This is a genomic window from Hymenobacter sp. NBH84 (assembly GCF_014217645.1).
Classification (GTDB): Bacteria; Bacteroidota; Bacteroidia; order Cytophagales; family Hymenobacteraceae; genus Hymenobacter; species Hymenobacter profundi.
Genome location: NZ_CP043644.1, coordinates 4,335,580 through 4,358,808, shown reverse-complemented (window position 1 = coordinate 4,358,808; position 23,229 = coordinate 4,335,580). Strand labels below are relative to the sequence as shown.

The following is a 23,229-nucleotide window of genomic DNA, read 5'->3' as shown; positions in this document are numbered from 1 at the left end:
GGGGGTAGTGGTAACAAGTGCATTTTCCACGGATAGCTGCTTATGGCTGATCGTCGGGCGGGGTAGCAATTCGCCCGATAGAGAGATTGGCAATGTGCTGCCGGCCCTTGTGCAAGGCTTCGCGGCGCGTAGCTTCTTCGTCGTTGATCTGGCGCAGCTCCTCCTCTACCGACTCAAACTCGGTGCGCAGATTGGCAATCGTTGCTTCCAATACGCGGCGTTTGCGTTCTAGTTCGCGGTCTTTGCGGATCAGCTCTTGCTGCCTAACCACGGCTTGTGCCTGCTCCTGCAATTCCTGAGTGAGGCGCCCGGCGCCGGTTACGATGCCGCCTGGCCCAATAATCACGTCGAGCAGCTGAATGCCATTGTCGGTTACCAGAAATTCGCGTACCTGGTTGGAGTGTCCCATCCCGCGCGATTTCAGGATGCTGAGCCCCCGGTTTCGTTCGCCCACGCCTTCTAAGTCACGTACATTGATCCACGTATCCACCAACGAAGACACGCCTTCTTCCGTCATTTCGCTCTGCCCATTGCGAGGACTGGTGAGGGCCGTAAACAGCGCCGTAATGCCATTCACCTTCAGATAGTCGATCAGGCGCGTGAGCATGCTACGCACCTCTGACAGACTACCCACCGATATCAGATTAGTGATGGGGTCGATGACCACCGTTTGCGGCTTGTGCTTGCCGATAAGCTTGTGCACCGTAACCAAGTGCCGCTCCAACCCATTGAGGGTAGGCCGCGAGGCTTCGATGTACAGTAGACCCTGATCCAGAAACGGTTGCAAATCCAACCCAACAGACCGCATGTTGCGCACCAGCTGCTTCGGCGACTCCTCGAAAACAAACATCAGGCATTTTTCGCCACGACGACAAGCGGCGGCGGCGAAAGCAGCCGATAGCGTAGTTTTGGCCGTGCCGGCCGTACCCGTTATCAGCACGCTGCTACCACGGTAGAAACCGCCCCGCCCAAACATCTCGTCCAGCGCCACTACCCCCGACGACACGATGTCGTTGGACACTTCGTGCTGCAAGTTCAGGGAAGTTATGGGCAGCACCGAGAAGCCTTCCTCGGTGATGAGGTAGGGATATTCATTGGTGCCGTGGGTGCTGCCGCGGTACTTCACAATGCGCAGGCGGCGGGTAGTAATCTGGTCGATGACGCGGTTATCGAGCAAAATCACGCAGTCCGACACGTATTCTTCCAGGCCCTGGCGTGTGAGCGTGCCCTCGCCCCGCTCGGCAGTGATGATGGTGGTCACGCCTTTGTCTTTCAGCCAGCGAAACAGCCGCCGAATCTCGGAGCGCAATACGGCCTCGTTGGGAAAGCCCGAAAAAAGCGCCTCCACTGTGTCCAGCACCACGCGCTTGGCCCCAATGGAGTCGATGGCGTAACCTAAGCGAATGAATAAACCTTCGAGGTCGTACTCGCCGGTTTCCTCAATCTCGGAGCGGTCTACATGCACGTGGTCGAGACGTAGCAGTTTGTCGGCCTGCATTTGGGGCAGGTCGAAGCCCAACGATGCCACGTTGGCCGACAGCTCGGCGGCGGTTTCCTCGAAGGTCATGAGCACGCCCGGCTCATTGTAATCAAGAATACCGCGCACCAGAAACTCGATGGCCATCAGGGTTTTGCCGCAGCCGGCGCTGCCGCACACCAGGGTAGGCCGCCCCTTAGGCAAGCCACCTTCCGTAATCTCATCTAAGCCATCAATGCCGGTCAGCGACTTGGGCAGGGTAGGCAAGGTTGATAAAGAAGCAGTATCCTCTAGCATAGAGTTGATTTTCGAACGAAGAATTCTACCACAAGATACGTGTGTTCTCGGAGAACGGCCCGGCTTGCGTCGCAACTCTTGTTCAGCAGCACAAGTTGTTTTCTGCCCTTCAACCAAACCGGTGCTACGTCCGTTTGGCAGATATGCATCTCCTCCTTCGCACCCGGGTAGCCCAACCACCGGCCCGCGTACTGGCTGGCTTCGACCGGGCCTTGTTTGAGTCCCTGGCGCCCCCTTTTCCTACCCTGCACTTGCTCCGTTTCGACGGCAGCCGCCCCGGCGACCGAGTGGAAATTGAGTTGGCCGTGGGGCCCAAGCGTTGGCGCTGGACCAGCCTCATCACCGAGGCCGGCCAGTTGCCCGATGGCAGCCAGTATTTCATAGATGAAGGCCAGGAGCTGCCTGCGCCATTGCGCTACTGGCGCCATCGCCACCTTATAGAGCCTAATCCTCGCGGCTTGGGCAGCGTGATTGTGGAGGATATCACCTACCGTACCGGCTCGCGGATACTGGATGTGCTGCTCTATCCCGCTATGTGGGCGCAGTTTGCCTACCGCCGGCCGGTGTACCGGCGCGTGTTTGGTCGGCCGCAAGGGTAGGGCTTTATTGCTCCGCACGCGGCGGCAACGCGCCATCTTGCCCGCGCCGCCGTATACGCCTGAACCGTACGTTTCTTCGCCTGTCAACTGTTTATCCTAATGTCGATTGCTACCCTCCGCCGCCTGCGGCTGCTTTCTTCTTTGCTTGTCGGTTTCGTGCTGCTCACCCTGGCAGTGGGCTGCCAGAGCGCCCGGCCTACCCCCACAGCCTACCAGGTGCGGCTGACTGAGCCAGCGGTAGCCTTGGCCCCTACCCCCCCCACGCTTACCCCAACGGCCGAAACGCCCTCAGCTACAGCGGAGCCACTGCCTATTGATACATCGCCCAAGTCCCGTGCGAAGGCGCGTGCATCGCACCCAACCACGCAACCCAAAGCCTTGACAACTGCCACTAAACGCCTTCCGCAACGCTTGGCGCGTGCAGTAGGGCGCACCGCTGTGAAGCACCCAGCAGGCGTACACCGCAATACCACTGAAGTGGGCCTGGGCACCACCGTACTAGGCGTGTTGGGGTTGATTGTGGCCCCTATCGCGCTGATTGGTCTGTTGATCTGGGGCGGTTTGGTGTGGGCCATTCTCCTAGGCCTTGCTGCCCTAGCCGTGCTGATAGCCTATATCGACCCATATTGGTAGGCGTGCAGCGGGAGCAGTCGGAACAGGTTATCTTTGTGGTCTACTTGCTTGTTTCAGCCCATGACTTCTGCTACCATCACGCTCAAACCCGGAAAAGACCAATCCTTGCGCCGCCGCCACCCGTGGGTGTTTTCGGGGGCCATTGCCCGTTTGCAGGGCGAGGTAGTAGAGGGTGAAGCCGTAACGGTGCTGGCCCACGGCGGTGAGGTGCTGGGGGTAGGGCACTACGCCCCCGGCTCCATCGCCGTGCGGATGCTGGATTTTGGACCGGATGCACAACTGCCAGAGGCCGCTTTCTGGGAAGAAAAGCTGCGCAACGCCTACCAACTACGTCAAGGCCTGGGCTTGACCGGGCAAGGCAATACCAACGTTTACCGTCTCGCCCACGCCGAGGGCGACGGCCTACCCGGCCTGATTATCGACGTGTATGGTGATGTGGCCGTGGTGCAGGCGCACAGCGCCGGCATGTACCGCGCCCGGCCACATATTGCGGCGGCCTTGCAGGCGGTGGTACCCGGTTTGCGGGCTGTGTATGATAAAAGTGCCGAAACCGTACCCGCCAAAGCCGCGCCCGGCGCCCAAAATGGCTACCTGTTCGGCGCAAGCAGCGGGCAGGAACACATTGTGCACGAAAACGGCCACCGCTTCGTGGTGGATTGGGAAACGGGCCAGAAAACCGGCTTCTTCATCGACCAGCGCGACAACCGCAGCCTGCTGGCCCGTTACGCCCCCGGTCGCCGCGTGCTGAATACGTTTTGCTACACCGGCGGCTTCTCGGTGTATGCCCTCGAAGCTGGCGCCGAGCTGGTGCATTCCGTCGATTCCAGCAAAAAAGCCATTGAGCTAACCGACCACAACGCGGCCCTAACTGACCACGCCGACCGCCACGAGGCTTATGCCCAGGATGTGTTCAGCTTCCTGAAAGACCGCCACAACCAGTACGACCTCATCGTGCTGGACCCGCCGGCCTTCGCCAAGCACCTCTCGGCCCGCCACAACGCTTTGATGGGCTACAAGCGCCTGAATGTGGCCGGTATCAAGCAGATAGCGCCGGGCGGATTGCTGTTCACGTTCAGCTGCTCGCAGGTGGTGAGCATGGAGCTGTTTGAAGGCGCCATCATGGCCGCGGCCATCGAAGCCGGGCGGCCGGCGCGCATCCTGCACCGCCTCACCCAGCCCGCCGACCATCCCGTGAGCCTGTTTCACCCAGAAGGCGAATATCTGAAAGGGCTAGTGCTGGCCGTGGAATAGAACAGAATAGATGGCTGCCGGCTTCTTTGTGCGCGCAATTTTAATTTTTAATTGCGCGCACAAATGTTTGCAGGTAGATAAGTGAAACTAGTTTGACTCGCTTACCTAATCAAGCTAGTTTCACTACCCAGCGCCTACTAGCCTCCTATGCTGGCTACCGCCTGGCAAACGGGAAGTAGCGCAATCCTTCTTCCATCAGTCGCTCTGTGATGCCGCCTACCGTTGAGTAGCTCATATGCGTAGTGCCTCGGTTGTTGTATTTCCAGAGCAATTGCCCGCGCTGGTCGTAGAGCGCTAGGTCGAGCATCACTTCATCGTGTGAAGACACGGCAGGCGCAGTGTTGGTAGTGGTAGTAGCCGCAGGACTCTGTACTAAAACGGTAGAAGCTGCCACTGCCTGTAGCCGTTGCGTGCGGTATAGCCGGGCCACCAAGATCGACTCAACCCCAAATTGCTGGGCCAGCGCGCCGAATGGCAACAGCGAATCGGCGGTTAGCTGACGGCGCTCTACGTTACGGACAGTCAGCTGCTTATTGCGTCCGTGCTGCAATAAGGTAGCGAAGAGCATCTCCTGCAACATCGATTCCTCGCCGGGTGTGGAGTTGGATGCGTAGTTTCGATTGCCGGGAACATCATCTATTACTGAAACCAGCTCCAAAGGCACAATGGCAACCGAACGCGGCCGTTGCTGGGGTTGATGCGCGGTCGGACTGGTATACAAGCGCGCCGGCATACTGCATCCGGTTAAGAACAGAAAACCTATATACAGTGTTACACGGTGCCACGGCTGCCTCAGAAAAGTAAACATAACGAGGGTATAAGAGTAGAAAAATGATGTTATATATTCAAAATCTACTATCATGCCATATTACTGGTAGCATCGATTTTTAACGCCTTGCACACTACCTCACACAACAACACGTCAGCGGCTCCGGCCCTCATCATCGGTGCCGGTATTGCTGGTATTGCCACGGCCATACGGCTGGCGGCGGCCGGGCACCCCGTCACGGTGTTGGAAGCCCAGGAGTCGTTTGGGGGGAAAATGCACCAGCTGACGCTGCCCGGTGGCTACCGATTTGATGGGGGGCCGTCGCTGTTTACCCTACCCCACCTGGTGGATGAGCTGTTCCGGCTGGCCGGGCGCACCCCGGCAGACTACTTCCGCTACGAGCGCCTCGACCCCATTACGCACTACTTCTTTGCCGATGGCGCCCGCGTAACCGCTTGGGCCGACGAGGCCAAATTTGCGCAGGAAGTAGAAAATAAGCTCGGTACGCCCGCCGCTGAAGTGCGGCAGTTTCTGGCGCAAAGCGGCAAGTCCTACCGTGCTACGGAAGGCACCTTTCTGCACAAGTCGCTGCACAAGGCCAGCACCTACCTTAGCCCGGAAGTGCTAAAGGCCGTGGCTGCCCTACCCCAGCTAGGTCTGCTCAGCACCATGCACCAGCGCCACGCCCGCGCTTTCCCCAAGGACCCGCGCCTAGTGCAGCTCTTCGACCGATTTGCTACCTACAACGGCTCCGACCCCTACCAGGCCCCAGCCACGCTCTCCCTGATTCCGCACCTGGAGCACGGCATTGGTGCCTACTACCCCGAGGGCGGCATCTACGCCATTGCGCAGAGCCTGGTACGGCTGGCGGAGGAGTTGGGCGTGCAGTTCCGGTACAACGAGCCAGTAGAGGAAATTCTAGTGGAAAATGGGCGCGTGATTGGTGTACGCACCGCGCAGGCTCAGTACCGCGCAGCGTTGGTAATCAGCAACATGGATGTAGTGCCTACCTATTGCAAGCTGTTGCCTACGCAGCCCGCGCCGGAGCGCACGCTTGGGCAGCCCCGCTCTTCCTCGGCCCTGATTTTCTATTGGGGGGTAGGCACGGAGTTTCCCGAGTTGGGCGTGCACAACATTTTCTTCTCTGAGGATTACAAGCAGGAGTTCGATGCCATTTTTCAGCAGAAAACCATCAGCCCCGACCCGACCGTTTACGTCAATATCACCTCCAAAAAAACACCCGAAGACGCGCCCGCCGGCCACGAGAACTGGTTTGTGATGGTGAACGTACCCCACGACCAAGGCCAAGACTGGCCCTCGCTGGTAGACCAAACCCGCGCTGCCGTGCTGGCCAGAGTGAGCCGGGTGCTAGGCCGCGACGTAGCACCGCTGCTACGCGCCGAGCACGTGTGGGACCCGCCAGGCATTGCCCAACGCACGTCGTCGTTTGGCGGGGCGCTCTACGGCAGCTCTAGCAACAACATGCTGGCGGCGTTTTTACGGCACCCCAACTTTGCGCGGCAGTTGCCGGGGCTGTATTTCTGCGGTGGCTCGGTGCATCCGGGGGGCGGCATTCCGTTGTGTCTGCTCTCGGCGCGCATCGTGGCCGATCTGGTCGCTCAGGCCGGCTAATCTCCGCCGACGCGTAATTTTTTACGGGGCGGGGGCTGGGCAAGCCGCCGCTACGCTCTATCTTCGGCGGCTCAACCTTTGCTGACTGCCGGCCGTTTGCTTCTGATATTGCCGTTGCGCTACCCGCCGCGGCTCTTCCCTTCGTCATGCCTCATACCGATCCTACCTACTCGCCGCTCGCAGCATCGGTCGTAGACCCGGCCGCCCGGCGCCGTCGTTTGCGGCTCGCGCAAGGCGTGCTGCTGCTGTTTTATGTTACGGGCTTTCTGGGTCTGGCTTTCTCGCAAGACCCCTCGTTTTTTCTGCAATTCGTCCCGCTGAACCTGTTGCTGACAGCGGCCTTGTTATTTGCTTTTCAGCCCAACAAGAGCGGAGTTTTCATTGCGTTTTCCATTACCACAGCGGTAGTCGGCTTTTTGGTGGAGGTGCTGGGCGTACGCACCGGCCTGCTGTTTGGCGAGTACACCTACGGGGCTACCCTGGGCTGGAAAGTGCTGGAAACGCCCCTCATCATCGGCGTCAATTGGTGGATACTCACCTATGTAACCACAGTGCTAAGCCGCTACGTGCCGGCCCCAGAGTTTGTGCGGGCGCTGCTGGCTGCCCTGCTGATGGTAGGCTTAGACGTGTGCATCGAGCCGGTAGCCGTGCGTTTCGACTTTTGGGAATGGCGCTACCACATCATCCCGTTCCAAAACTTCAAGGGCTGGTTCGCCATTGCGCTCATCCTGCAAGTGTATGCCAACCGCACCAACTTCACGAAGCGCAACGAGCTAGCGCCGTTCGTGTATTTGCTGATGCTGCTATTCTTCTTCGGGCTAGGCTTCTTTTTGAAGTAGTGAAGTTGAGAGTTTGTGAAGTTGCGAAGTTGCGAAGTTGCGAAGTTGCGAAGTAAAAAGTACGGCTGTCATCCTGAGCTTGCGAAGGACCTTATGCCAGTTGAACGACCATCGTAACAACGACTCGTTCACATGTGATAAGGTCCTTCGCAAGCTCAGGATGACAAACGCTTTTTCACTCACAAACTCACCATTTCACAACTTCACCACTAATTAATCGACACGCGGACTTTCTTGGTGTATTCGCGCAGGGCGGTTTTGAAGTCGGCGCCGTGGTCGCGCATGTGGTTGAGAATGAAGATGGCCGCGAATACGTGCGTGAGCTGTTCGCCTTCGTCCTCGCCGGGCACCTCAAAATCGGGCTGGCGCTCGTCTAGTAGGGCCTCTTCGGCTTCTACCAAGCTTTGCAGCGTCTGGGTTTCTACCAGCTGCTTGATAACGGGCATTTTCATGGCAAGAGGGCTAGTTGAGGCGGCTGATCAGACCGGCAACGGCCTCTTCTTTGCTGGCCGATACGGTTTCCAGCAGCTGGCCATCCTCGAACACGGCGAAGAAGGGTAGCGTGGTTACGTTGGCGCGCTTGCGGGCTTCGGGACTGTGTTCGGCATTCACATCCAGAAACAGAATATCCTGGTTTTGCTCGGCTTCTGAGAGACGCTTGAACTTGGGCGTGAACAGGCGGCAATTGCCGCACCAGTCGGCATAGTACTTTACTACTACCTTTTTATTTTGCTCCAGCAACTGCTGGAAATCGGCGTCGGTTGCTTTCGTTACGGGCATCGTCTGTATGGTTAAGGAACCGCAAAGGTAGGCACGGATTCGCAGACGCGAATTCAGTGGAGTAGCCCATTAATGAAAAACGCCCTTGCTCCCACTGGGAACAAGGGCGCTCTAACAGAACTATTGCTTACTCACTAACCCCCTGATTGGCAGCCAACTCCGCATTCAGCTTCTTGGTAGCATCGCGGCGCACGCGGCGGGCAATGTGAATACTGAGTTCGTAGAGCAGCACAATAGGAATCGTCACGATAATCTGGGAGGTGATTTCTGGGGGCGTGATGATGGCCGCCACAATCAGAATAATCACGATGGCGTGCTTGCGGTACACGGTCATGATTTCGGATGTAATCAGCCCGGCTTTGGCCAGGAAGAACACAATCATGGGCAACTCAAATACCAGGGCGCACGATAGCGACATGGTGGTGAGCGTGCTCAGGTAGCTTTGCAGGTCGATCTGGTTTTCAATGGTCGGGTCGACGTTGTAGGCCGCTAAAAAGTTGATACTCAGCGGCGCCGCAATGTAGTAGCCGAACAATAGCCCCGTCAGAAACAGGATAGACACGAAGAAGACCGCCCCCCGCGAGTTTTCCTGTTCCTGGGGGTAGAGGCCGGGCTTCACGAAGCGCCACAGTTCCCAGAATAAGTAGGGAAAACCCAGCACCAGCCCCACAATAAAGGAGGTGCTGATGTGCATGGTAAGCTGCCCGCTCATCTCGCGGTTCTGAATCACGAAGCCGATTTTATCAATGCACAGATCCGGCGCACCAATAGACTGGCCCAGCTTGCAGAACATGCGGTAAGTCCAGAAATCCGGCCGCGACGGCCCCAGAATTAAATCGTGAAATAGAAACTCCTTGGAAAAGAAAGCGCCCATCGAGAACACCACCACCGCAATGGCCGCCCGGATAATATGCCAGCGTAACGCCTCCAGGTGGTCGATGAAGGACATTTCCTGCTCGGGCTGGCCGGATTGAATATACTGTTGATCCACGAATGAGTGAAGGAATGAATGGGTGGGTGATAGCGTGTGCCGGGGAAGCAGCAACGAGAGACAAACGAAAACGGCCGTCGTTAGGATGTTGACGGCCGGTTTTCTCTACTAATTCGTCTTTCGACCCGCACGCATCCCCTAAAATTAGGCAAACAGCGGGAACTGCTGCATCCACTCGTTTATCTCGCCACGCACCCGCGCTAGGTAGGCGTCGTCGGCGTTGTGCATCAGCACGTCGTCGATGAAGGCCACGATGCGGGCCATGTCGGGCTCACGCAGGCCGCGGGTCGTCACGGCAGCCGAGCCGATGCGCATGCCGCTGGTCACGAAGGGCGACTTATCATCGAACGGCACCATGTTTTTGTTGATGGTGATATCGGCCTTAATGAGCGTGTTTTCGGCCAGCTTGCCGGTCAGCCCTTTCGAGCGCAGGTCAATGAGCATCAGGTGGTTGTCGGTGCCGCCGGAGATGATTTGGTAGCCGCGCTCCAGGAAGCCGCTGGCCAGGGCCTGGGCATTGCGCACCACCTGCTGGGTGTAGTCGGTGTAGGCATCGGAAAGGGCTTCGCCGAAGGCCACAGCCTTGGCGCCAATTACGTGCTCCAGGGGGCCGCCCTGCGTGCCGGGGAATACGGCCGAGTCGAGTAGGGCCGACATCATGCGCGTTTCGCCCTTGGGCGTTTTCAGACCAAACGGATTTTCAAAGTCCTTACCCAGCATAATCAGGCCGCCGCGAGGGCCGCGCAGGGTCTTGTGGGTAGTGGTAGTAACGATGTGGCAGTGGTCGAACGGATTGTTCAGCAGCCCTTTAGCAATGAGGCCCGAGGGGTGCGAAATATCGGCCAGCAGCAGGGCGCCTACCTCGTCGGCGGCTTCACGCAGGGTCTGGTAGTCCCAGTCGCGGGAGTAGGCCGAGGCGCCGCAGATGATGAGCTTGGGCTGCTCGCGGCGGGCGGTTTCTTTTACTTTCTGCCAGTCGATGAGGCCGGTTTCGGGCTCTACGCCGTAGAACGACGGTTTGTAGAGCTTGCCCGAGAAGTTAACCGGCGAGCCGTGGGTGAGGTGGCCACCGTGCGAGAGGTCGAAGCCGAGGATTTTGTCGCCGGGGTTGAGCACGGCCAGCATCACGGCGGCGTTGGCCTGGGCGCCGGAGTGCGGCTGCACGTTCACCCACTCCACGCCAAACAATTGCTTGGCCCGGTCGATGGCCAACTGCTCGATTTGGTCGACCACCTCGCAGCCGCCGTAGTAGCGCTTGCCGGGTAGGCCCTCGGCGTATTTGTTGGTGAGGATAGAACCCTGCGCCCGCATCACCTGCTCCGACACGTAGTTTTCGGAGGCAATGAGTTCGATGCCGTGGGTCTGGCGCTCTTTTTCTTGTTGAATCAGGTCGAACACGATGGTGTCCTGGGCGATGGCGGGGGCTTTCGTTTCCATACCTCAAAGGTAGGACGAAGCCAGAGAACTAGCAGCACAAAGCCGGCAGCAATCCGGGTAGTGCTTTATCAATGTTGAAAAGCTATTTTTGAATACGCACAGTTTTTGCCTAGTGCCGTTTACCTCTGGTGCGCCCCGCGCTCCTACCCTGCCTTTTCGTCTTTTCTATGGCTCAACTACTGGCCGACATTCTGCCCCAGCTGCGCATTGGCAACCAAGCCGCGTTGGTTGATTTTTACCGCCAACACCGCGCCCACTTTGCCCGGTGGGCGAATCAGCAACAGCAACTGACCGACACGCAGGCCCACCAACGCCTGCGCAATGCGCTGCTGCTGTTCTACGACCAAGTGGCCGACGGCCGCCTCACGAAAGCACCCGACGATTTGCGCAACTACATCTATGCGCTGGCCCTACAAGAATCGGTTAAGGAAATTGAAATGCCTCCCGAACTGCTCCCCGCCGCCGAGGCCGGGCGCCGCCGCCGGCTGATTCTCTTTTTCCGCCAGCTCAGCGACGACAGCCAGAAGATCCTGATGTACTTTTATTTTCGGGGCTACAACTTCACGAAGGTAGCCGGCAAGATGGGCTACCCCAATGCCGCCGTGGCTCGCCAGCAAAAGCTCAGCAGCCTGCGCACACTCGCCGATTTGCACCTTCGCAGCCGGGGGGCTACCCCAGCGTAGCCACCGCTTCGCCCGGCTGGATTCTGCCTACTTTTAGCATCTACCTCCTCACTCGCTCCGCTTCCTTTCGTTCGCTATGCCTTCTTCCATCGACCTACGCCCGTATCTGGACGACCTGGAACGCTTTTCTGATGGGCAGATGACTTTGGCCGAACAGGATGCCTTTGAGGAGCGCCTAGTACACGACGCTGATCTGCAACAGGCCTACCTCGCCTACCAGCAACTCACAGCCGATCTACGCTGGGTGGCGGGCCACGAAACCCTGCGCCTGCGTTTGCTCAACCTCGATAAGACTCTGGACGAGCGGGAAGCCGCGCTGATCCGCATCAAGGAGGACATCCGGCGGCGGCGCACACGCTGGGGCGGCGGCATTGTGATAGCCGCCTTGGTAGTGCTGGCGGCCGCGTTGGCCTACCTGCTCCTGCGCCCGGCTCCTACCACTACCTGGGCCCGCTACTACGTGCCCGACCCCGGCCTCACCGATTCGGCGCGGCTGTTTGTGCGCCGGCCGCTGCTGGCTGAAGCCATGCACCAGTACCGCCACCAGCAATATCCGGCGGCACTGCGAGTACTGCGCCGCCTCTCCACCGACCGTCTGGGGCAGGATACCTTACTGTATTTCAATGGTATCTTCCTGCTCCAACAAGGGCAGGCCGTGCAGGCCCGCCCCTACCTTCAGCGCGTAAGCGAGCAATCAGAATCTGACCTGGCTGGCAAGGCGCTCTACCACTTGAGCATGGCTACCTGGCGGGCCGGTCAACCCACCGAAGCCCGCAAGCTGCTCACGCAAGTAGCCGCCGATTCGCTTAACCCTTATCAGAAGGCAGCCCAGCAAGTACTGCGCGCCAAGGTGATAGGGAAAGAGTGAGATGGTAAATTGTGAAGTGGTGAGCTAGAAAGACGCCTGTCATCCTGCGCTTGCGCAGGATGACAGGCGTCTTTCTAGCTCACCACTTCACAATTTACTCCTTCCGCACGGCAATGGGGTAGGGTTCTTCCACATTAGGCTGCAACGTTAGCTGAAGCGAATCCAGCTCCAGCACGGCCAGGTGCGCTAGTTCCGGGTTGTGGCGGTAGACGCAACCAGTGTCTAGCCCAATGCTTTCCTGATGGTTGTGCACGTGGCGCTCTACCTCGGCGGTGGGGGTAGGCACGTGTCCATGCAGCAAGCGGCGCCCCTGCATCCGCGAGGCATCAAAAGTAAACTGCTTGATGGTCATCATGGTGTGGTGGTCGGCGCGCATCTTGTCCGGGGGTTGGCGAAAGTCGAAGCCGGCGTGTACCAGGGTATAGTCGGCGAGGTCGTGCTGAAAGGGCAGGGCTGCTAGCCAACGCAGGTATTCGGGGGGTATTTCGCTGGGTTGCGTAACTCCGAAACTTTGCAACGTGAGCTGATAGTCAGGGTCAGAAGCCCACTCCACTTTGCCTTGGTCCGTGGCAGCGTCTAGCAAATCCTGGTCGTGGTTGCCGCGCAGGCACAGCACCTGATAGCCGCGCTGGGGAAGTTGCATCAGGTAGTCGAGCACGCCCTGGCTATCGGGTCCTTTGTTCAAGTAATCGCCTAACACATACAGCTCGTCGGTAGGGCGCAGATGCAAAACGTCTTCTACCGTGTGGCGCAATGTGGCAGCGCAGCCGTGAATATCCGTTGTGACGAAACGAGCCATAGCAAATCTTTTTGTATGTAAATAATTGAACGAATGGTCATTGCCATAAAGTAAGAAGCACCCGTGGCAGCTGCTACGGGTGCTTCTTACTTAGTCAACAAGCTACTCTCAGCTTAGCTGTACGCTGGCTTGTCCAGGTCAGGCTTATCGTAGTTGCGGTTGGGGTTGTTCACCAAGTGCGCAGGCACTTCGTCTAGGCCATCGTTGGTGTACTCGTCAGCAAGGCGCTGCTCTTCTTCCTGATTTTCTACGGGCAGATTACCTGCGCCTTTTGCCTGTTCCGACTGCGAAGGGCTACCGTGGTTTTCCTTCGACGCTTGATTATTATTATCTCCTTGATTTGCCATGATCATCAGCTATTTAGGGTATTTCAAAAAATATTTTACTCTGTCTATCAAGGTTTTACCCTGGTAGACTATACCTCCAATCCCGAGTCCTGGGCGTTGCGGTCCAGTAAGTCGGCGTTGGTTTGGGGGGTAGCCGTGTTAGGGAAGTCGCCGCCACTGCTGTGGCCGGGCGCTTTGGGCTCCATTTGGCCCAAGCCCACGCGCGAATTGGGGTCTTCCATTTCATCGGGACCCTTGCGCATGTCGTCGGCCTCCAGCTCATCGGCGGGGCCATTGTTCACGCGGCGGTGGTCGGTGTCTTTGGGGGCGGGCAGGTCCTGGTCGGCGCGGTCCGAACGACGCTCATCTTCCGTGAGCATATTGTCGCCGGTGGTGCGCAGTTGGTCTTCGTCCTCGTTCATCGAGGTAGCCGTAATGCCGTTCGAGCTGTCCGTGCCGTAGCCTTCTTTGCCGTCGCGGTTGCCGTAGCCACCACGGGCATCAGCGTTTTTGGGCGGGTCGGCACCGGGCGTAATGTTGCTGGCGCGTAGCTCCTGCTCGTCAATCTGGTTGTTGGGTTCCTGCCGCACGGGCCGGTCTTTCGGGTCAATAGCCATAGGATGGTTGGTTGCGGGTGATGGGGTGGGTGGAATTCTACTGATGTGTACTTGCTTTCTGAAAACAGGGTTGTATTCCACCCACCACCAATCCGTTTTCATTGCCTGACGCCCACGCTCCGTACCTTTGCTTTATGTCTGACGCCGTTGCTACCCCTACCCTGCTCTACCTCGTGCCCACGCCCATCGGCAACCTGGAGGATATCACTCTGCGGGCCATTCGGGTGCTGGGCGAGGTTGATACCGTACTGGCCGAGGACACCCGCACCAGCGGCCGTCTGCTCCAGCACCTGGGACTGAAAAAGTCTATGCTCAGCTACCACCTGCACAACGAGCACCAGCAAGTGCAGCGCCTCCTCGACCGCCTGGAGCGAGGCGAGCGAATGGCGCTGGTATCCGATGCCGGCACGCCCGGCATCTCCGACCCTGGCTTTTTGCTGGTGCGCGAGTGTCTGGCGCGGGGCCTAAAAGTGGAGTGCCTACCCGGCGCCACGGCTTTCGTGCCGGCCCTACTCAAGTCGGGGTTCGGGGCCGAGCGGTTTACGTTCGAGGGCTTTTTGCCGGTGAAGAAGGGTAGGCAAACGCGCCTCCAGGAGTTGGCGCAGGAAACGCGCACCATGATTTTCTACGAGTCGCCGCACCGCATTGTGAAGACGCTGACGCAGCTAGCCGAGGTGTTTGGCCCAGAGCGCCCGGCCTCCGTGAGCCGGGAGCTGACCAAGCTGTTCGAGGAAACTGTGACCAATACCCTGGCAGAGCTGGCCGCTGATTTTGGCAGCCGTACGGCCATTAAGGGCGAAATTGTGCTGGTGGTGCAAGGCGCCAAAATCGAAAAGCCCAGCAAGGCAGATAAATATGATGAAGAGTGAGTTATGAGTTGCGAATAGAAAACGCGTGTCATGCTGAGCATTCCGCGCAGCATGACACGCGTTTTTTACTTACAACTTCGCAACTTCACAAACTCACGACTACTCATTAACAACTGATACTTAAGCTATGGCTACGCAAACTGCTCCTACCTCTGCTACCCTGCGCCAGCCGGCGGCCGTGCCGGCCTGGCAACCTGCTTCGCTAGCGCTGCTGAGTGCCGCCTTGTTGTGGGCGGGCTGGCCTGTGCATCCGGCGGGATTGGCGGCGCTGCTGCTTGTGGGTTGGGTACCCTACCTACGCATGGAGCAGTTGCTGGTGCGCAGCGGTGCCAGCGGCTGGCGGGTGTTTCGGTATACCTACCTCACGCTGGTGCTCTGGAACGCCTTCACTACCTGGTGGGTGAGCTACAGCACTTTGGGCGGCGGCATTGCGGCGGTGGTACTCAACGCCCTGCTGATGTGCCTGCCTACCATGGCCTTCTACCACACCAAGCGGCTGGCGGGGCCGATGTTGGGCTACCTTTCCCTACCCATCTACTGGATTGCCTTCGAGCAACTGCACCTGCACTGGGACCTCACTTGGCCTTGGCTGACGCTCGGCAACGGCTTCGCCGAAGCCAACCAGTGGGTGCAGTGGTATGAGTACACCGGCTTTTTGGGCGGCTCTTTATGGATTTGGGTGGTGAATCTGTTGGTGTTCCGGGCGTGGTTTGGAGAGAAAAAGACGGTGGCTCCGTGGTCATTTGGCTCGGAGCGCTGGCGGTGGGTAGCGCCTGTGCTGGCGGTAGTTCTTCCGATTAGTATTTCGCTGCTGATTGGCCGCAGCTACCAGGAAAAGGGCAAAGTAGCCGAGGTACTGGTGATTCAGCCCAACGTAGACCCCTACAACGAGAAGTTCTCCAGCAATCCGAACTTCATTCCGTACGACCAGCAACTCACGCGCCTGCTTACGCTCACCGAGCAAAACATAACGCCTCAGACGCGCCTGGTGTTTTGGCCCGAAACAGCTTTAGAAGAACATTATTTTGAGGATTCATTCGATGCCAACCCTAAAATTCAGCGTCTGCGGCAGTGGCTGGGTCAGCACCCTGGCATAGAGCTGATTACGGGCTACACGGGCGTACTGCGTTACCCCGACGCCATTACACCCACCGCACGCTACCGCGACGACATGGGCTGGTATGACGTGTTCAACGCGGCGACGTTTCTGCCGGGGCCTACCGGCGCGCCTACCTTCTACCATAAGTCGCGGCTGGTGCCGGGCGTGGAGAAGATTCCGCCGGCACTGACGTCCATTATTTCGCACATCGACCTGGGTGGCACCGTGGGCAGCTACGGCAGCCAGGAAGAGCGCACTGTGTTCCGCTCCGTGCACGAGCCGGCGCTACGCGTGGCACCTTTGATTTGCTACGAGTCCATCTATGGCGATTTCACGGCCGAGTACGTGAAGAATGGCGCTACCTTGCTCGGCATCATCACCAACGACGGCTGGTGGTCCGATTCGCCCGGCCACTTGCAGCACATCCAGTACGCTACCCTGCGTGCCATTGAAACCCGCCGCGATGTAGCCCGCTCGGCCAATACGGGCATTTCGGGCTTCATTGACCAGAAGGGCCAGCGCGTGAGTAGCACCGGCTGGTGGGTGCAAGCCGCCCGCCGCTACCCCGTACACCTCAATACCGAGCAAACCTTCTACGTGCGCCACGGCGAGCTACTCGGCCCATTGATGCAGATTTTGACGGGTTTGTTGCTGGCCTGGACCATCGTGGCCGCCGTGCGGCGTAGGAGCGCCTTGCAGGCGCCCACCGTTGGCACAAGACCCTACTAATCAACTACAACCATCGGACGCCTGCACGGCGTCCTCACCTTTACCACCAAAACCGGGCGCATACCACGCGCCCCTACCCATGGATTTCAACCACCTCAGCTTGCAAGTAGCCGATATAGCCCGCCGGGCCGGCCAGTTTATCCGCCAAGAAGCCGCCAACTTCGACCGCGGCCGCGTCGAGAACAAGGGCCTGCATGACATGGTATCGTACGTAGATCAGCAGAGCGAGCGGCAGCTGGTGGCCGAGCTGAGTGCCTTGCTGCCCGAAGCTGGTTTCATCACCGAAGAAGGCACCACCACCATCGGCCGGGCCGAGGAGTTCAACTGGATTATTGATCCATTGGACGGCACCACCAATTTCATCCACGGACAGCCGGCCTACTGCGTGAGTGTGGCCCTTATCCAGCGCAGCACGCTGGTAGTGGGCGTGGTCTATGAAATCAACCAGGACGAGTGCTTCCGGGCGGCGCAGGGCGCGGGGGCGTTCTGCAACGAAAAGCCCATTCGCGTGTCGTCGGCCGATGATCTGCACGACTCGCTGCTGGCCACGGGCTTTCCCTACTATAAGTTCGACCAGCTCGACAACTACCTAAAAATCCTAGCCTCCTTCATGCAGAACACCCACGGCCTGCGCCGGGTAGGCTCGGCGGCCCTGGACCTAGCCTACGTGGCCGCCGGCCGCTTCGATGGCTATTTCGAGTTCAACATCAACTCTTATGACGTAGCCGCGGGCATCCTGCTGGTGCTGGAAGCCGGTGGCCGCGTGACGCAGTTCTTGGAAGAAGGCGACCCGATTTTTGGGCGTGAGGTGATAGCTAGCAACGGCGCCCTGCACCCAGCCATGATGGCAACGGTGAAGGAGTATTGGGGGAAGTAGGGTAGCTAATTTTTTGAAATAAGTCTGTCATCCTGAGCTTGCGAAGGACCTTCTCCCGGTAGAACGAGTCGTTGGTACGATGGTCGTTCTACCGGGAGAAGGTCCTTCGCAAGCTCAGGATGACAAGAAAATAGAAAGTCAAACTTTTCCTACCCTACCGCAGTTATAAACCCGCTATGCTTCTGACTATCACCTCCGTCGAAATTCAGTATTTCATTATTGCGGCGCTGTTTGTGGCGGCGGCGTTTTATGTGGGGCGCCTTTTCTGGCGGGCTTTCTTTACCAAAAGTGCGGCTGGCTGCGCAAAGGGCTGCGGCGCGTGCAGCACTATTGATGTAGACGCCTTGCAACGCACCATCGAAAAACGCCAGGCAATCAGTCAATAACGAGCCTCTCCGCGAGTTTCCGACTCTTTGTAACAACCTGCCCCCGCCCTGGCTGCGTATAGCCGGAGCGGGGGTTTCTTTTCCTGCTCCCATACCCTCTCTACCAGAACTCCTACTCCCATGCAAGACAAAGAAGAAGAACGCTCGATGACTTCGGTTGAAAAGAAACTCAACCAAGAAGGATACACCGCTGATTTTGTGGTAACCGATGGCCGCCTGCATGCCATGAGCGACGACAAAAAAACCTATGCCCCCGAGGATGTAACCATTGTAGACTTCTACCGCTTCGAGGGCGAGAGCAACCCCGATGATATGTCGATTCTCTACGCTATAGAAGCCAAAGATGGTGTAAGAGGCACCATTTCTACAGCTTTTGGCACCTATGCCGACGCCGACGTAGACGGGTTCCTGAAAACGGTTGAAGACCTAGGCAAGAACTTGGTAAAAGGCACCAAGTAGTTAGCTGTCAGTAAATACTGAACAACTCGCATTTAAAAAGTGCGTTCCGAATACATTCGGGGCGCACTTTTTTTGCTTTTAACTTACATCATATCAGCGCTGTAAGTACGTCCTACCCTCTTCGTTCTAGCACTGACCTCGACCCGCTATTGGTCGCCATTGGCGCGGGTGATAAGAATTTTGATACTGTCTCGGGGTGAAGGCTAGCTTCCCGCCAGGAGGTAGGGCTTCACAACTGCTATGTGCCTTCAAGCACTGGCCTACCCGAATATGGGGCCATTAGAAACTGTTGAATAGTAGTATACGAGAAGTTATATATGAAACAATGTTTCATATATAACTTCTCGTCGTAGCTTTGCGGCGTACTTAACACGCATCGTATGTCACTTTTTTACGCTCGCCCAAAACGGGCTCTGCTCACCCTCTTTCCGATACTTGTTGGCTTGCTCACTAGCTTTGGGCTCTTTAGCTGTCAAAAAGAAGAGGTAATAGAAAACATCAATTACGGCTATTTACCCCCTTTTACGTTGCCTGATTCTTTGACGCTGGTCTATGGTCAGACGGTGCAGCTCTCCCTACCTGCTGAGTACAACAATCTGAAGGATGCCACTTTAGCTTTTGATTTCAAAGCCAATCCACGTATCAAACTCAATGATACGGACTCACTGAGTACTTTTATGCGCAACGCTGTTACATTTAACAGCAGCACAAATACTGTGACCGTTGATGCTGGTAAGCTGTATCCTAACGGTATGACTTCCATCACGACCAGCTACCAAACGCCGCGGGTGTATACGGCTACGCTGGTAGCCACTTCCACAGCAGGCTTCCAACCCGTAAAGTCGACTATCAAAATTCGGGTGGTGCCTACGCAACTGGCTATCAAGGACCTTAGTGCCACCGACAAGATTCCGTATGCGTACGCTATTTACAGCAAGCAGGAGGAACGCTATACGGTTGACTACCAAGGCATCAACCCCGCCAATACCTACCTCTACCTCCACGTAAACGGCCGCCCCGACGGCAAAGTGAACTTGGTGAAAGACGAGGTAGTGGTGAGTGCCGACGCGGGTGACTCCGCGCAAAAGAGCGAGTGGATATACGACTTGATTCCCATTCTAACGAAAGATGGGTATGAAGTGGCCCGCAAGCAGTTCCGGGTGGTGTTGATGTCCAAGCCGAAGTTCTTTTTTGGCACCTACTACTCCGATTATGACCTGACGATTCTGGAAAACCGCATCGTTATGGGTCTGGGCAATGCCTACACGTCCAAGGCCCCTACCTTCTCACCCGATAAATACAAAGGCAAGTTCTCGATGATCGGTATCAAGAAGGACGGTGCCGCTTTCACGGATACACAACAGTTGTTTACGGTAGACGAAGCAACCGGCAAGGTATCGGTGGCTGCTAACACAACACTGAAGGCAGGCGCTTACGAAGTGACGGTGCAGACGCAAGCCACTACGGGCCTTGTACTTACAGCAACCTTCACGCTTGTGATGGAGCCAATAGACGGCTAACGCTACAACAGCATTGGCATCAGCCAGCTTAAATTACCCCCAACAGGGCAGCCATCCAGGAAATGGAGGGCCGCCCCGTTGGGGGTAACGCTTGTCAGTATGCGCCCTTCACGCGCATAGACAGCTTATAAATTCCCTCTGAGGCGGTGATAAACAGCATTTTATGGTCTTTGCCGGCAAAACAGATGTTACCGGTCCATTTTTCGGGCACGTCGAAATGGGCGAGTTTCTGGCCAGCGGCGCTGTACACGGTCACGCCATTGCCGGTGAGATACACGTTGCCTTTTTCGTCCAGGGTCATGCCATCGGAGCCCTGCTCCACAAACAGCTGCTTGTCGGTGAGGTGGCCGTCGGGGCCGAACTGGTAGCGGTAGGTTTTGTCGCCGTCGATGTCGGCCACGTAGAGGTAGCGGCCATCGGGTGTGCCAATGATGCCGTTGGGCTTGCGCAATTGGTCGTCTACTACTACTGGCTGAGTTTGGCCGGGGGCCAGGTAGAACACCTTTTGGCCTACCATATCGGGGCTATTGCGTGCCCAGTAGTCGCGCTGGTAGTAGGGGTCGGTGAAGTAGATACCGCCGGTTTTGGGGTGCGCCCATACGTCATTAGGGCCATTTAGTCGCTTGCCGCCAAAGTCTTTCACCAGCACCTTCACCTTCTTATTGTTGGGGTCGATGGACCACAGCTGGTTGTGCTCGTCGGCGCAGGCCAGCAGGTGGCCTTTGGCATCGAAGTACATCCCATTGGCTCGCCCCGCATCAGCCATAAACAACGACAGCTTGCCGCTGGTGTCGTATTGCCAGATGGTGTTATTAGGCTGATCGGTGAAAAACACGTTGCCCTGGCGGTCTACGGCCGGGCCTTCCGTGAATTTGAATTGCCGGGCAATAAGTTGGGGCGTAGCAGAATCGGCCACCAACTGAGCGGTTTGGTTGTCGGGTGTATCCATAGCAATAGTATCCGTAGCCATTGCGCGTTTGGTTACGACGGCGGGTATCACTAGCAGCACTGCTACCACAATGACGGGCAATCGACTACCGGTTTTCATCCATTTCATATACAGCATATAAGCGTTTTGCAAGCCGTTCGGACTTTCTGGCGGCTATTTAAGTAAGTAGAATCTTTTCGCAACGTCAGGTGGCGTGACCCCGCCCCCTCCCCTCTGGGAGAGAGGTGCATTCAATAATTCTCGTGCGCGTCGTCTGGCACTCCTCTCCCGGAGGGGAGGGGTCAGCCTATTCGCGCACCATCTTCTTACTGATTTCCTCCAGCAGCTCGGGCGAAATATCCAGCGTGCGAATGGGGAAGGGAATCACGATGCCTACCTTATCGAAGGCGCGCTTAATGCGCATGATGGCTTCGCTTTTGGCGCCCACGTAGTCGACCTGCTTGCGGTAGGGAATCCAGAAGCGCAGGGTGAAGTCGATAGAGCTTTCGCCGAACCCCGTGAACATCACCTCCACGGGCCGGTCGGTGAGCAGGTTGGGGAAGCCGCGCATGCAGTCCAATACCACGTCGCGGGTTTTTTCCAGGTCGGTGTCATAGGTCACGCCGCACTCTACGTCTACGCGGCGGTGGGTGGTCACGGTGTAGTTAATCACGGAGCTTTCGAACACCTTGCGGTTGGGCACGCGCACCAGCTCGCCCGTTACCTGGCGCAGGTCCAGGGTGCGCAGGTTGATGCTCTCGATGGTGCCGAAGTAGCTTTCCGTCTGAATAACATCGCCAACCGTGAACGGCCGCTGAATGGCGATGATGATGCCACTGATGAAGTTGGCCGCAATATCCTGAAACGCAAAACCCAGCGCCAAACCAATAATCCCGACGCCCGCCAGCAGCGACGTCACGGTTTTATCGAGACTGAGCACTTCCAGCGTGAAGAACAGCCCCACAAGCAGCACACCCACGTAGGTGATGGTGATGACCAAGTTGTTGAGCGTAGCGCTGTGCGACACGCGCGGCAACAGATTGCTTACCACCCGGCGCACCAACCGCGCTACAAAGTAGGTGATGACCAGAATCAGCACTGCCATGATCATATTGGGCAGCAGCAAAATAAACTGCCTTACCCAGCGGCCAAGCTTATCTGTTAGTAAAGTGAAAATACGATGGAAGTCAGTTAATCCGAACATAGGATAGTAAGTCTGTTGCCTAAACATACGGGGAACCCATAGGATTGGTCAAATTGTGCAGCGCGGGCACGCAGCCTACCCTGGTCATTGCGTGTATCTTTGGGCATGACAGCTTCTCCTATTCAAACAGGTTTGCTGGCCTACGGTATGTCGGGCCAGATTTTTCAAGCGCCCTTTGTGGCGGCTCACCCTGGTTTCGCGCTGCGCGCCGTAACGGAGCGCCACCAGCAGCGCGCCGCCCAAGACTACCCTACCATCCAGAGCTACCCCAGCGTAGAGGCGCTGCTGGCCGACCCCGAGCTGGAACTGGTGATTGTAAACACACCCAGCAACACGCACGTGGACCTGGCTACCCAGGCCCTACTGGCAGGCAAGCACGTGCTGGTAGAAAAGCCCGTGGCCATTACCACTCCTGAGCTAGAAGGGCTCTTGGAGCTGGCGCAGCGGCAAGGCCGGCACTTCCTGGCCTACCAAAACCGCCGCTGGGACAGCGACTTCCAAGCCGTACGGGCCGTGGTAGAAAGCGGGCAGCTCGGCAAGCTACACGAGGTGCACTTCCGCTACGACCGGTTCAGAACGCCGCTCAACGCTAAGAAATTCAAGGAAGAGCCCGGCCCCGGCGCCGGTCTGTTCTACGACTTGGGGCCGCACCTGCTGGACCAGGCTATCAGCTTGTTTGGGGCACCGCTCAGCTGCACCAAAACCCTGACCAGCCACCGCCCTTATTCCCGGGTAGACGACTACTTCCACCTGCACCTGCGCTACCCCGAGGGGCTGGAAGTGTTCCTCACCAGCGGCTTACTCGTGGCGCAGCCAAGCCCAGCCTTTGTGCTGCACGGCACGCGCGGCAGCTTCAGCAAGATGCGCTCCGATGCGCAGGAGGCACAGCTGCAAGCCGGCATGCGCCCTACCGAGCCTGGCTATGGCCAGGAAGCACCCGAGCACGCTGGCCGCCTCACGCTGGCCGCCCCCGGCACCGACAACCTCACCACCACGTCCTACCCTGGCTTGACGAGCAACTACCTAGAGCTGTTCGAGGCTGTGTTCCAAACCATTCGGCACGACGCGCCCTACCCTATCCGCAAGGAGCAACTGCTTCAGCAGTTGGCGTTGTTGGAGCAGCCGGCTAGCTAAGCAAATAGGGTCCTTCCCTCGGCCCC

At 57.7% G+C, this 23,229-nt stretch carries 25 protein-coding genes; 14 read left to right on the top strand and 11 right to left on the bottom strand.

The window, feature by feature from the left end:
- Nucleotides 1-40: 40 nt before the first annotated feature.
- Nucleotides 41-1,774, bottom strand: coding sequence for a circadian clock protein KaiC (kaiC, locus tag F1C16_RS18330; protein ID WP_185282034.1), 1,734 nt, complete (start codon nt 1,772-1,774; stop codon nt 41-43).
- Nucleotides 1,775-1,917: 143 nt separating this feature from the next.
- On the opposite strand from kaiC, the gene F1C16_RS18325 reads away from it, so the two are divergent.
- The 3 genes from F1C16_RS18325 (at nt 1,918) to F1C16_RS18315 (ending at nt 4,257) form a co-directional block, all read left to right on the top strand.
- Nucleotides 1,918-2,373: a hypothetical protein gene (locus tag F1C16_RS18325; RefSeq protein ID WP_185282033.1), complete on the top strand. Its 456-nt coding sequence runs from the start codon at nt 1,918-1,920 to the stop codon at nt 2,371-2,373.
- A 99-nt stretch (nt 2,374-2,472) separates the two neighbouring features.
- Nucleotides 2,473-3,006: a hypothetical protein gene (locus tag F1C16_RS18320; protein WP_185282032.1), complete on the top strand. Its 534-nt coding sequence runs from the start codon at nt 2,473-2,475 to the stop codon at nt 3,004-3,006.
- A 60-nt stretch (nt 3,007-3,066) separates the two neighbouring features.
- Nucleotides 3,067-4,257 carry a class I SAM-dependent rRNA methyltransferase gene (locus F1C16_RS18315; protein ID WP_185282031.1) on the top strand — a complete coding sequence of 397 codons (1,191 nt, stop codon included), beginning with the start codon at nt 3,067-3,069 and terminating at the stop codon, nt 4,255-4,257.
- Nucleotides 4,258-4,411: 154 nt separating this feature from the next.
- On the opposite strand, the gene F1C16_RS18310 is transcribed toward F1C16_RS18315, so the two are convergent.
- Nucleotides 4,412-4,990, bottom strand: a complete 579-nt coding sequence (locus F1C16_RS18310) for a hypothetical protein (protein WP_185282030.1) — start codon at nt 4,988-4,990, stop codon at nt 4,412-4,414.
- Nucleotides 4,991-5,152: 162 nt separating this feature from the next.
- On the opposite strand from F1C16_RS18310, the gene crtD reads away from it, so the two are divergent.
- Together crtD and F1C16_RS18300 are read left to right on the top strand one after the other, a co-directional pair.
- Nucleotides 5,153-6,658 carry a 1-hydroxycarotenoid 3,4-desaturase CrtD gene (gene crtD / locus F1C16_RS18305; RefSeq protein WP_185282029.1) on the top strand — a complete coding sequence of 502 codons (1,506 nt, stop codon included), beginning with the start codon at nt 5,153-5,155 and terminating at the stop codon, nt 6,656-6,658.
- Nucleotides 6,659-6,804: 146 nt separating this feature from the next.
- Nucleotides 6,805-7,497 (top strand): carotenoid biosynthesis protein, encoded by a 693-nt coding sequence (locus F1C16_RS18300; protein WP_185282028.1) that lies wholly within the window; start codon nt 6,805-6,807, stop codon nt 7,495-7,497.
- A 209-nt stretch (nt 7,498-7,706) separates the two neighbouring features.
- On the opposite strand, the gene F1C16_RS18295 is transcribed toward F1C16_RS18300, so the two are convergent.
- From F1C16_RS18295 to glyA, 4 genes are all read right to left on the bottom strand, one after another.
- The gene (locus tag F1C16_RS18295) at nt 7,707-7,949 is read right to left on the bottom strand and encodes a DUF6952 family protein (protein WP_185282027.1); all 243 of its coding nucleotides are present in this window, start codon (nt 7,947-7,949) and stop codon (nt 7,707-7,709) included.
- A gap of 10 nt (nt 7,950-7,959) precedes the next feature.
- Nucleotides 7,960-8,277 carry a thioredoxin family protein gene (locus F1C16_RS18290; protein ID WP_185282026.1) on the bottom strand — a complete coding sequence of 106 codons (318 nt, stop codon included), beginning with the start codon at nt 8,275-8,277 and terminating at the stop codon, nt 7,960-7,962.
- 127 nt (nt 8,278-8,404) lie between these two features.
- Nucleotides 8,405-9,268, bottom strand: coding sequence for a twin-arginine translocase subunit TatC (gene tatC / locus F1C16_RS18285; RefSeq protein ID WP_258048957.1), 864 nt, complete (start codon nt 9,266-9,268; stop codon nt 8,405-8,407).
- Nucleotides 9,269-9,412: 144 nt separating this feature from the next.
- On the bottom strand, nt 9,413-10,705 hold the full coding sequence (gene glyA, locus F1C16_RS18280; protein WP_185282025.1) for a serine hydroxymethyltransferase: 1,293 nt from the start codon (nt 10,703-10,705) through the stop codon (nt 9,413-9,415).
- Nucleotides 10,706-10,872: 167 nt separating this feature from the next.
- Between glyA and F1C16_RS18275 the strand changes: the two genes are divergently transcribed.
- Both F1C16_RS18275 and F1C16_RS18270 read left to right on the top strand, forming a co-directional pair.
- A complete protein-coding gene (locus F1C16_RS18275) occupies nt 10,873-11,388 on the top strand; it encodes a hypothetical protein (protein WP_185282024.1) in 516 nt (171 codons plus the stop codon).
- Nucleotides 11,389-11,464: 76 nt separating this feature from the next.
- Nucleotides 11,465-12,256 carry a tol-pal system YbgF family protein gene (locus F1C16_RS18270; RefSeq protein WP_185282023.1) on the top strand — a complete coding sequence of 264 codons (792 nt, stop codon included), beginning with the start codon at nt 11,465-11,467 and terminating at the stop codon, nt 12,254-12,256.
- 94 nt (nt 12,257-12,350) lie between these two features.
- Here F1C16_RS18270 and F1C16_RS18265 read toward each other — a convergent pair whose 3' ends face one another.
- From F1C16_RS18265 to F1C16_RS18255, 3 genes are all read right to left on the bottom strand, one after another.
- Entirely contained in the window at nt 12,351-13,055 is a 705-nt protein-coding gene (locus tag F1C16_RS18265; protein WP_185282022.1) for a metallophosphoesterase, read from the bottom strand.
- 113 nt (nt 13,056-13,168) lie between these two features.
- Entirely contained in the window at nt 13,169-13,402 is a 234-nt protein-coding gene (locus tag F1C16_RS18260) for a hypothetical protein (protein WP_185282021.1), read from the bottom strand.
- A 68-nt stretch (nt 13,403-13,470) separates the two neighbouring features.
- On the bottom strand, nt 13,471-13,998 hold the full coding sequence (locus tag F1C16_RS18255) for a hypothetical protein (protein WP_185282020.1): 528 nt from the start codon (nt 13,996-13,998) through the stop codon (nt 13,471-13,473).
- Between the two features lie 134 nt (nt 13,999-14,132).
- Between F1C16_RS18255 and rsmI the strand changes: the two genes are divergently transcribed.
- The 6 genes from rsmI to F1C16_RS18225 all read left to right on the top strand — a co-directional run bounded on the left by rsmI (nt 14,133) and on the right by F1C16_RS18225 (nt 19,937).
- Nucleotides 14,133-14,867 (top strand): 16S rRNA (cytidine(1402)-2'-O)-methyltransferase, encoded by a 735-nt coding sequence (gene rsmI / locus F1C16_RS18250; RefSeq protein ID WP_185282019.1) that lies wholly within the window; start codon nt 14,133-14,135, stop codon nt 14,865-14,867.
- Between the two features lie 127 nt (nt 14,868-14,994).
- Nucleotides 14,995-16,695, top strand: a complete 1,701-nt coding sequence (gene lnt, locus F1C16_RS18245) for an apolipoprotein N-acyltransferase (RefSeq protein ID WP_185282018.1) — start codon at nt 14,995-14,997, stop codon at nt 16,693-16,695.
- 79 nt (nt 16,696-16,774) lie between these two features.
- Entirely contained in the window at nt 16,775-17,572 is a 798-nt protein-coding gene (locus tag F1C16_RS18240; RefSeq protein WP_185282017.1) for an inositol monophosphatase family protein, read from the top strand.
- Nucleotides 17,573-17,748: 176 nt separating this feature from the next.
- Nucleotides 17,749-17,958, top strand: coding sequence for a FeoB-associated Cys-rich membrane protein (locus F1C16_RS18235; protein ID WP_243900266.1), 210 nt, complete (start codon nt 17,749-17,751; stop codon nt 17,956-17,958).
- A gap of 120 nt (nt 17,959-18,078) precedes the next feature.
- The gene (locus tag F1C16_RS18230) at nt 18,079-18,417 is read left to right on the top strand and encodes a hypothetical protein (protein WP_185282016.1); all 339 of its coding nucleotides are present in this window, start codon (nt 18,079-18,081) and stop codon (nt 18,415-18,417) included.
- Nucleotides 18,418-18,944: 527 nt separating this feature from the next.
- Nucleotides 18,945-19,937 (top strand): hypothetical protein, encoded by a 993-nt coding sequence (locus F1C16_RS18225; RefSeq protein WP_185282015.1) that lies wholly within the window; start codon nt 18,945-18,947, stop codon nt 19,935-19,937.
- A gap of 94 nt (nt 19,938-20,031) precedes the next feature.
- Here the strand turns inward: F1C16_RS18225 and F1C16_RS18220 are convergent, their stop codons facing one another.
- Together F1C16_RS18220 and F1C16_RS18215 are read right to left on the bottom strand one after the other, a co-directional pair.
- Complete coding sequence (locus F1C16_RS18220) at nt 20,032-20,994, bottom strand: SMP-30/gluconolactonase/LRE family protein (protein ID WP_308461639.1); 963 nt, start codon at nt 20,992-20,994, stop codon at nt 20,032-20,034.
- Nucleotides 20,995-21,172: 178 nt separating this feature from the next.
- Nucleotides 21,173-22,069: a mechanosensitive ion channel family protein gene (locus tag F1C16_RS18215; RefSeq protein ID WP_185282014.1), complete on the bottom strand. Its 897-nt coding sequence runs from the start codon at nt 22,067-22,069 to the stop codon at nt 21,173-21,175.
- 105 nt (nt 22,070-22,174) lie between these two features.
- Between F1C16_RS18215 and F1C16_RS18210 the strand changes: the two genes are divergently transcribed.
- On the top strand, nt 22,175-23,203 hold the full coding sequence (locus tag F1C16_RS18210) for a Gfo/Idh/MocA family oxidoreductase (RefSeq protein WP_185282013.1): 1,029 nt from the start codon (nt 22,175-22,177) through the stop codon (nt 23,201-23,203).
- Nucleotides 23,204-23,229: the final 26 nt, after the last annotated feature.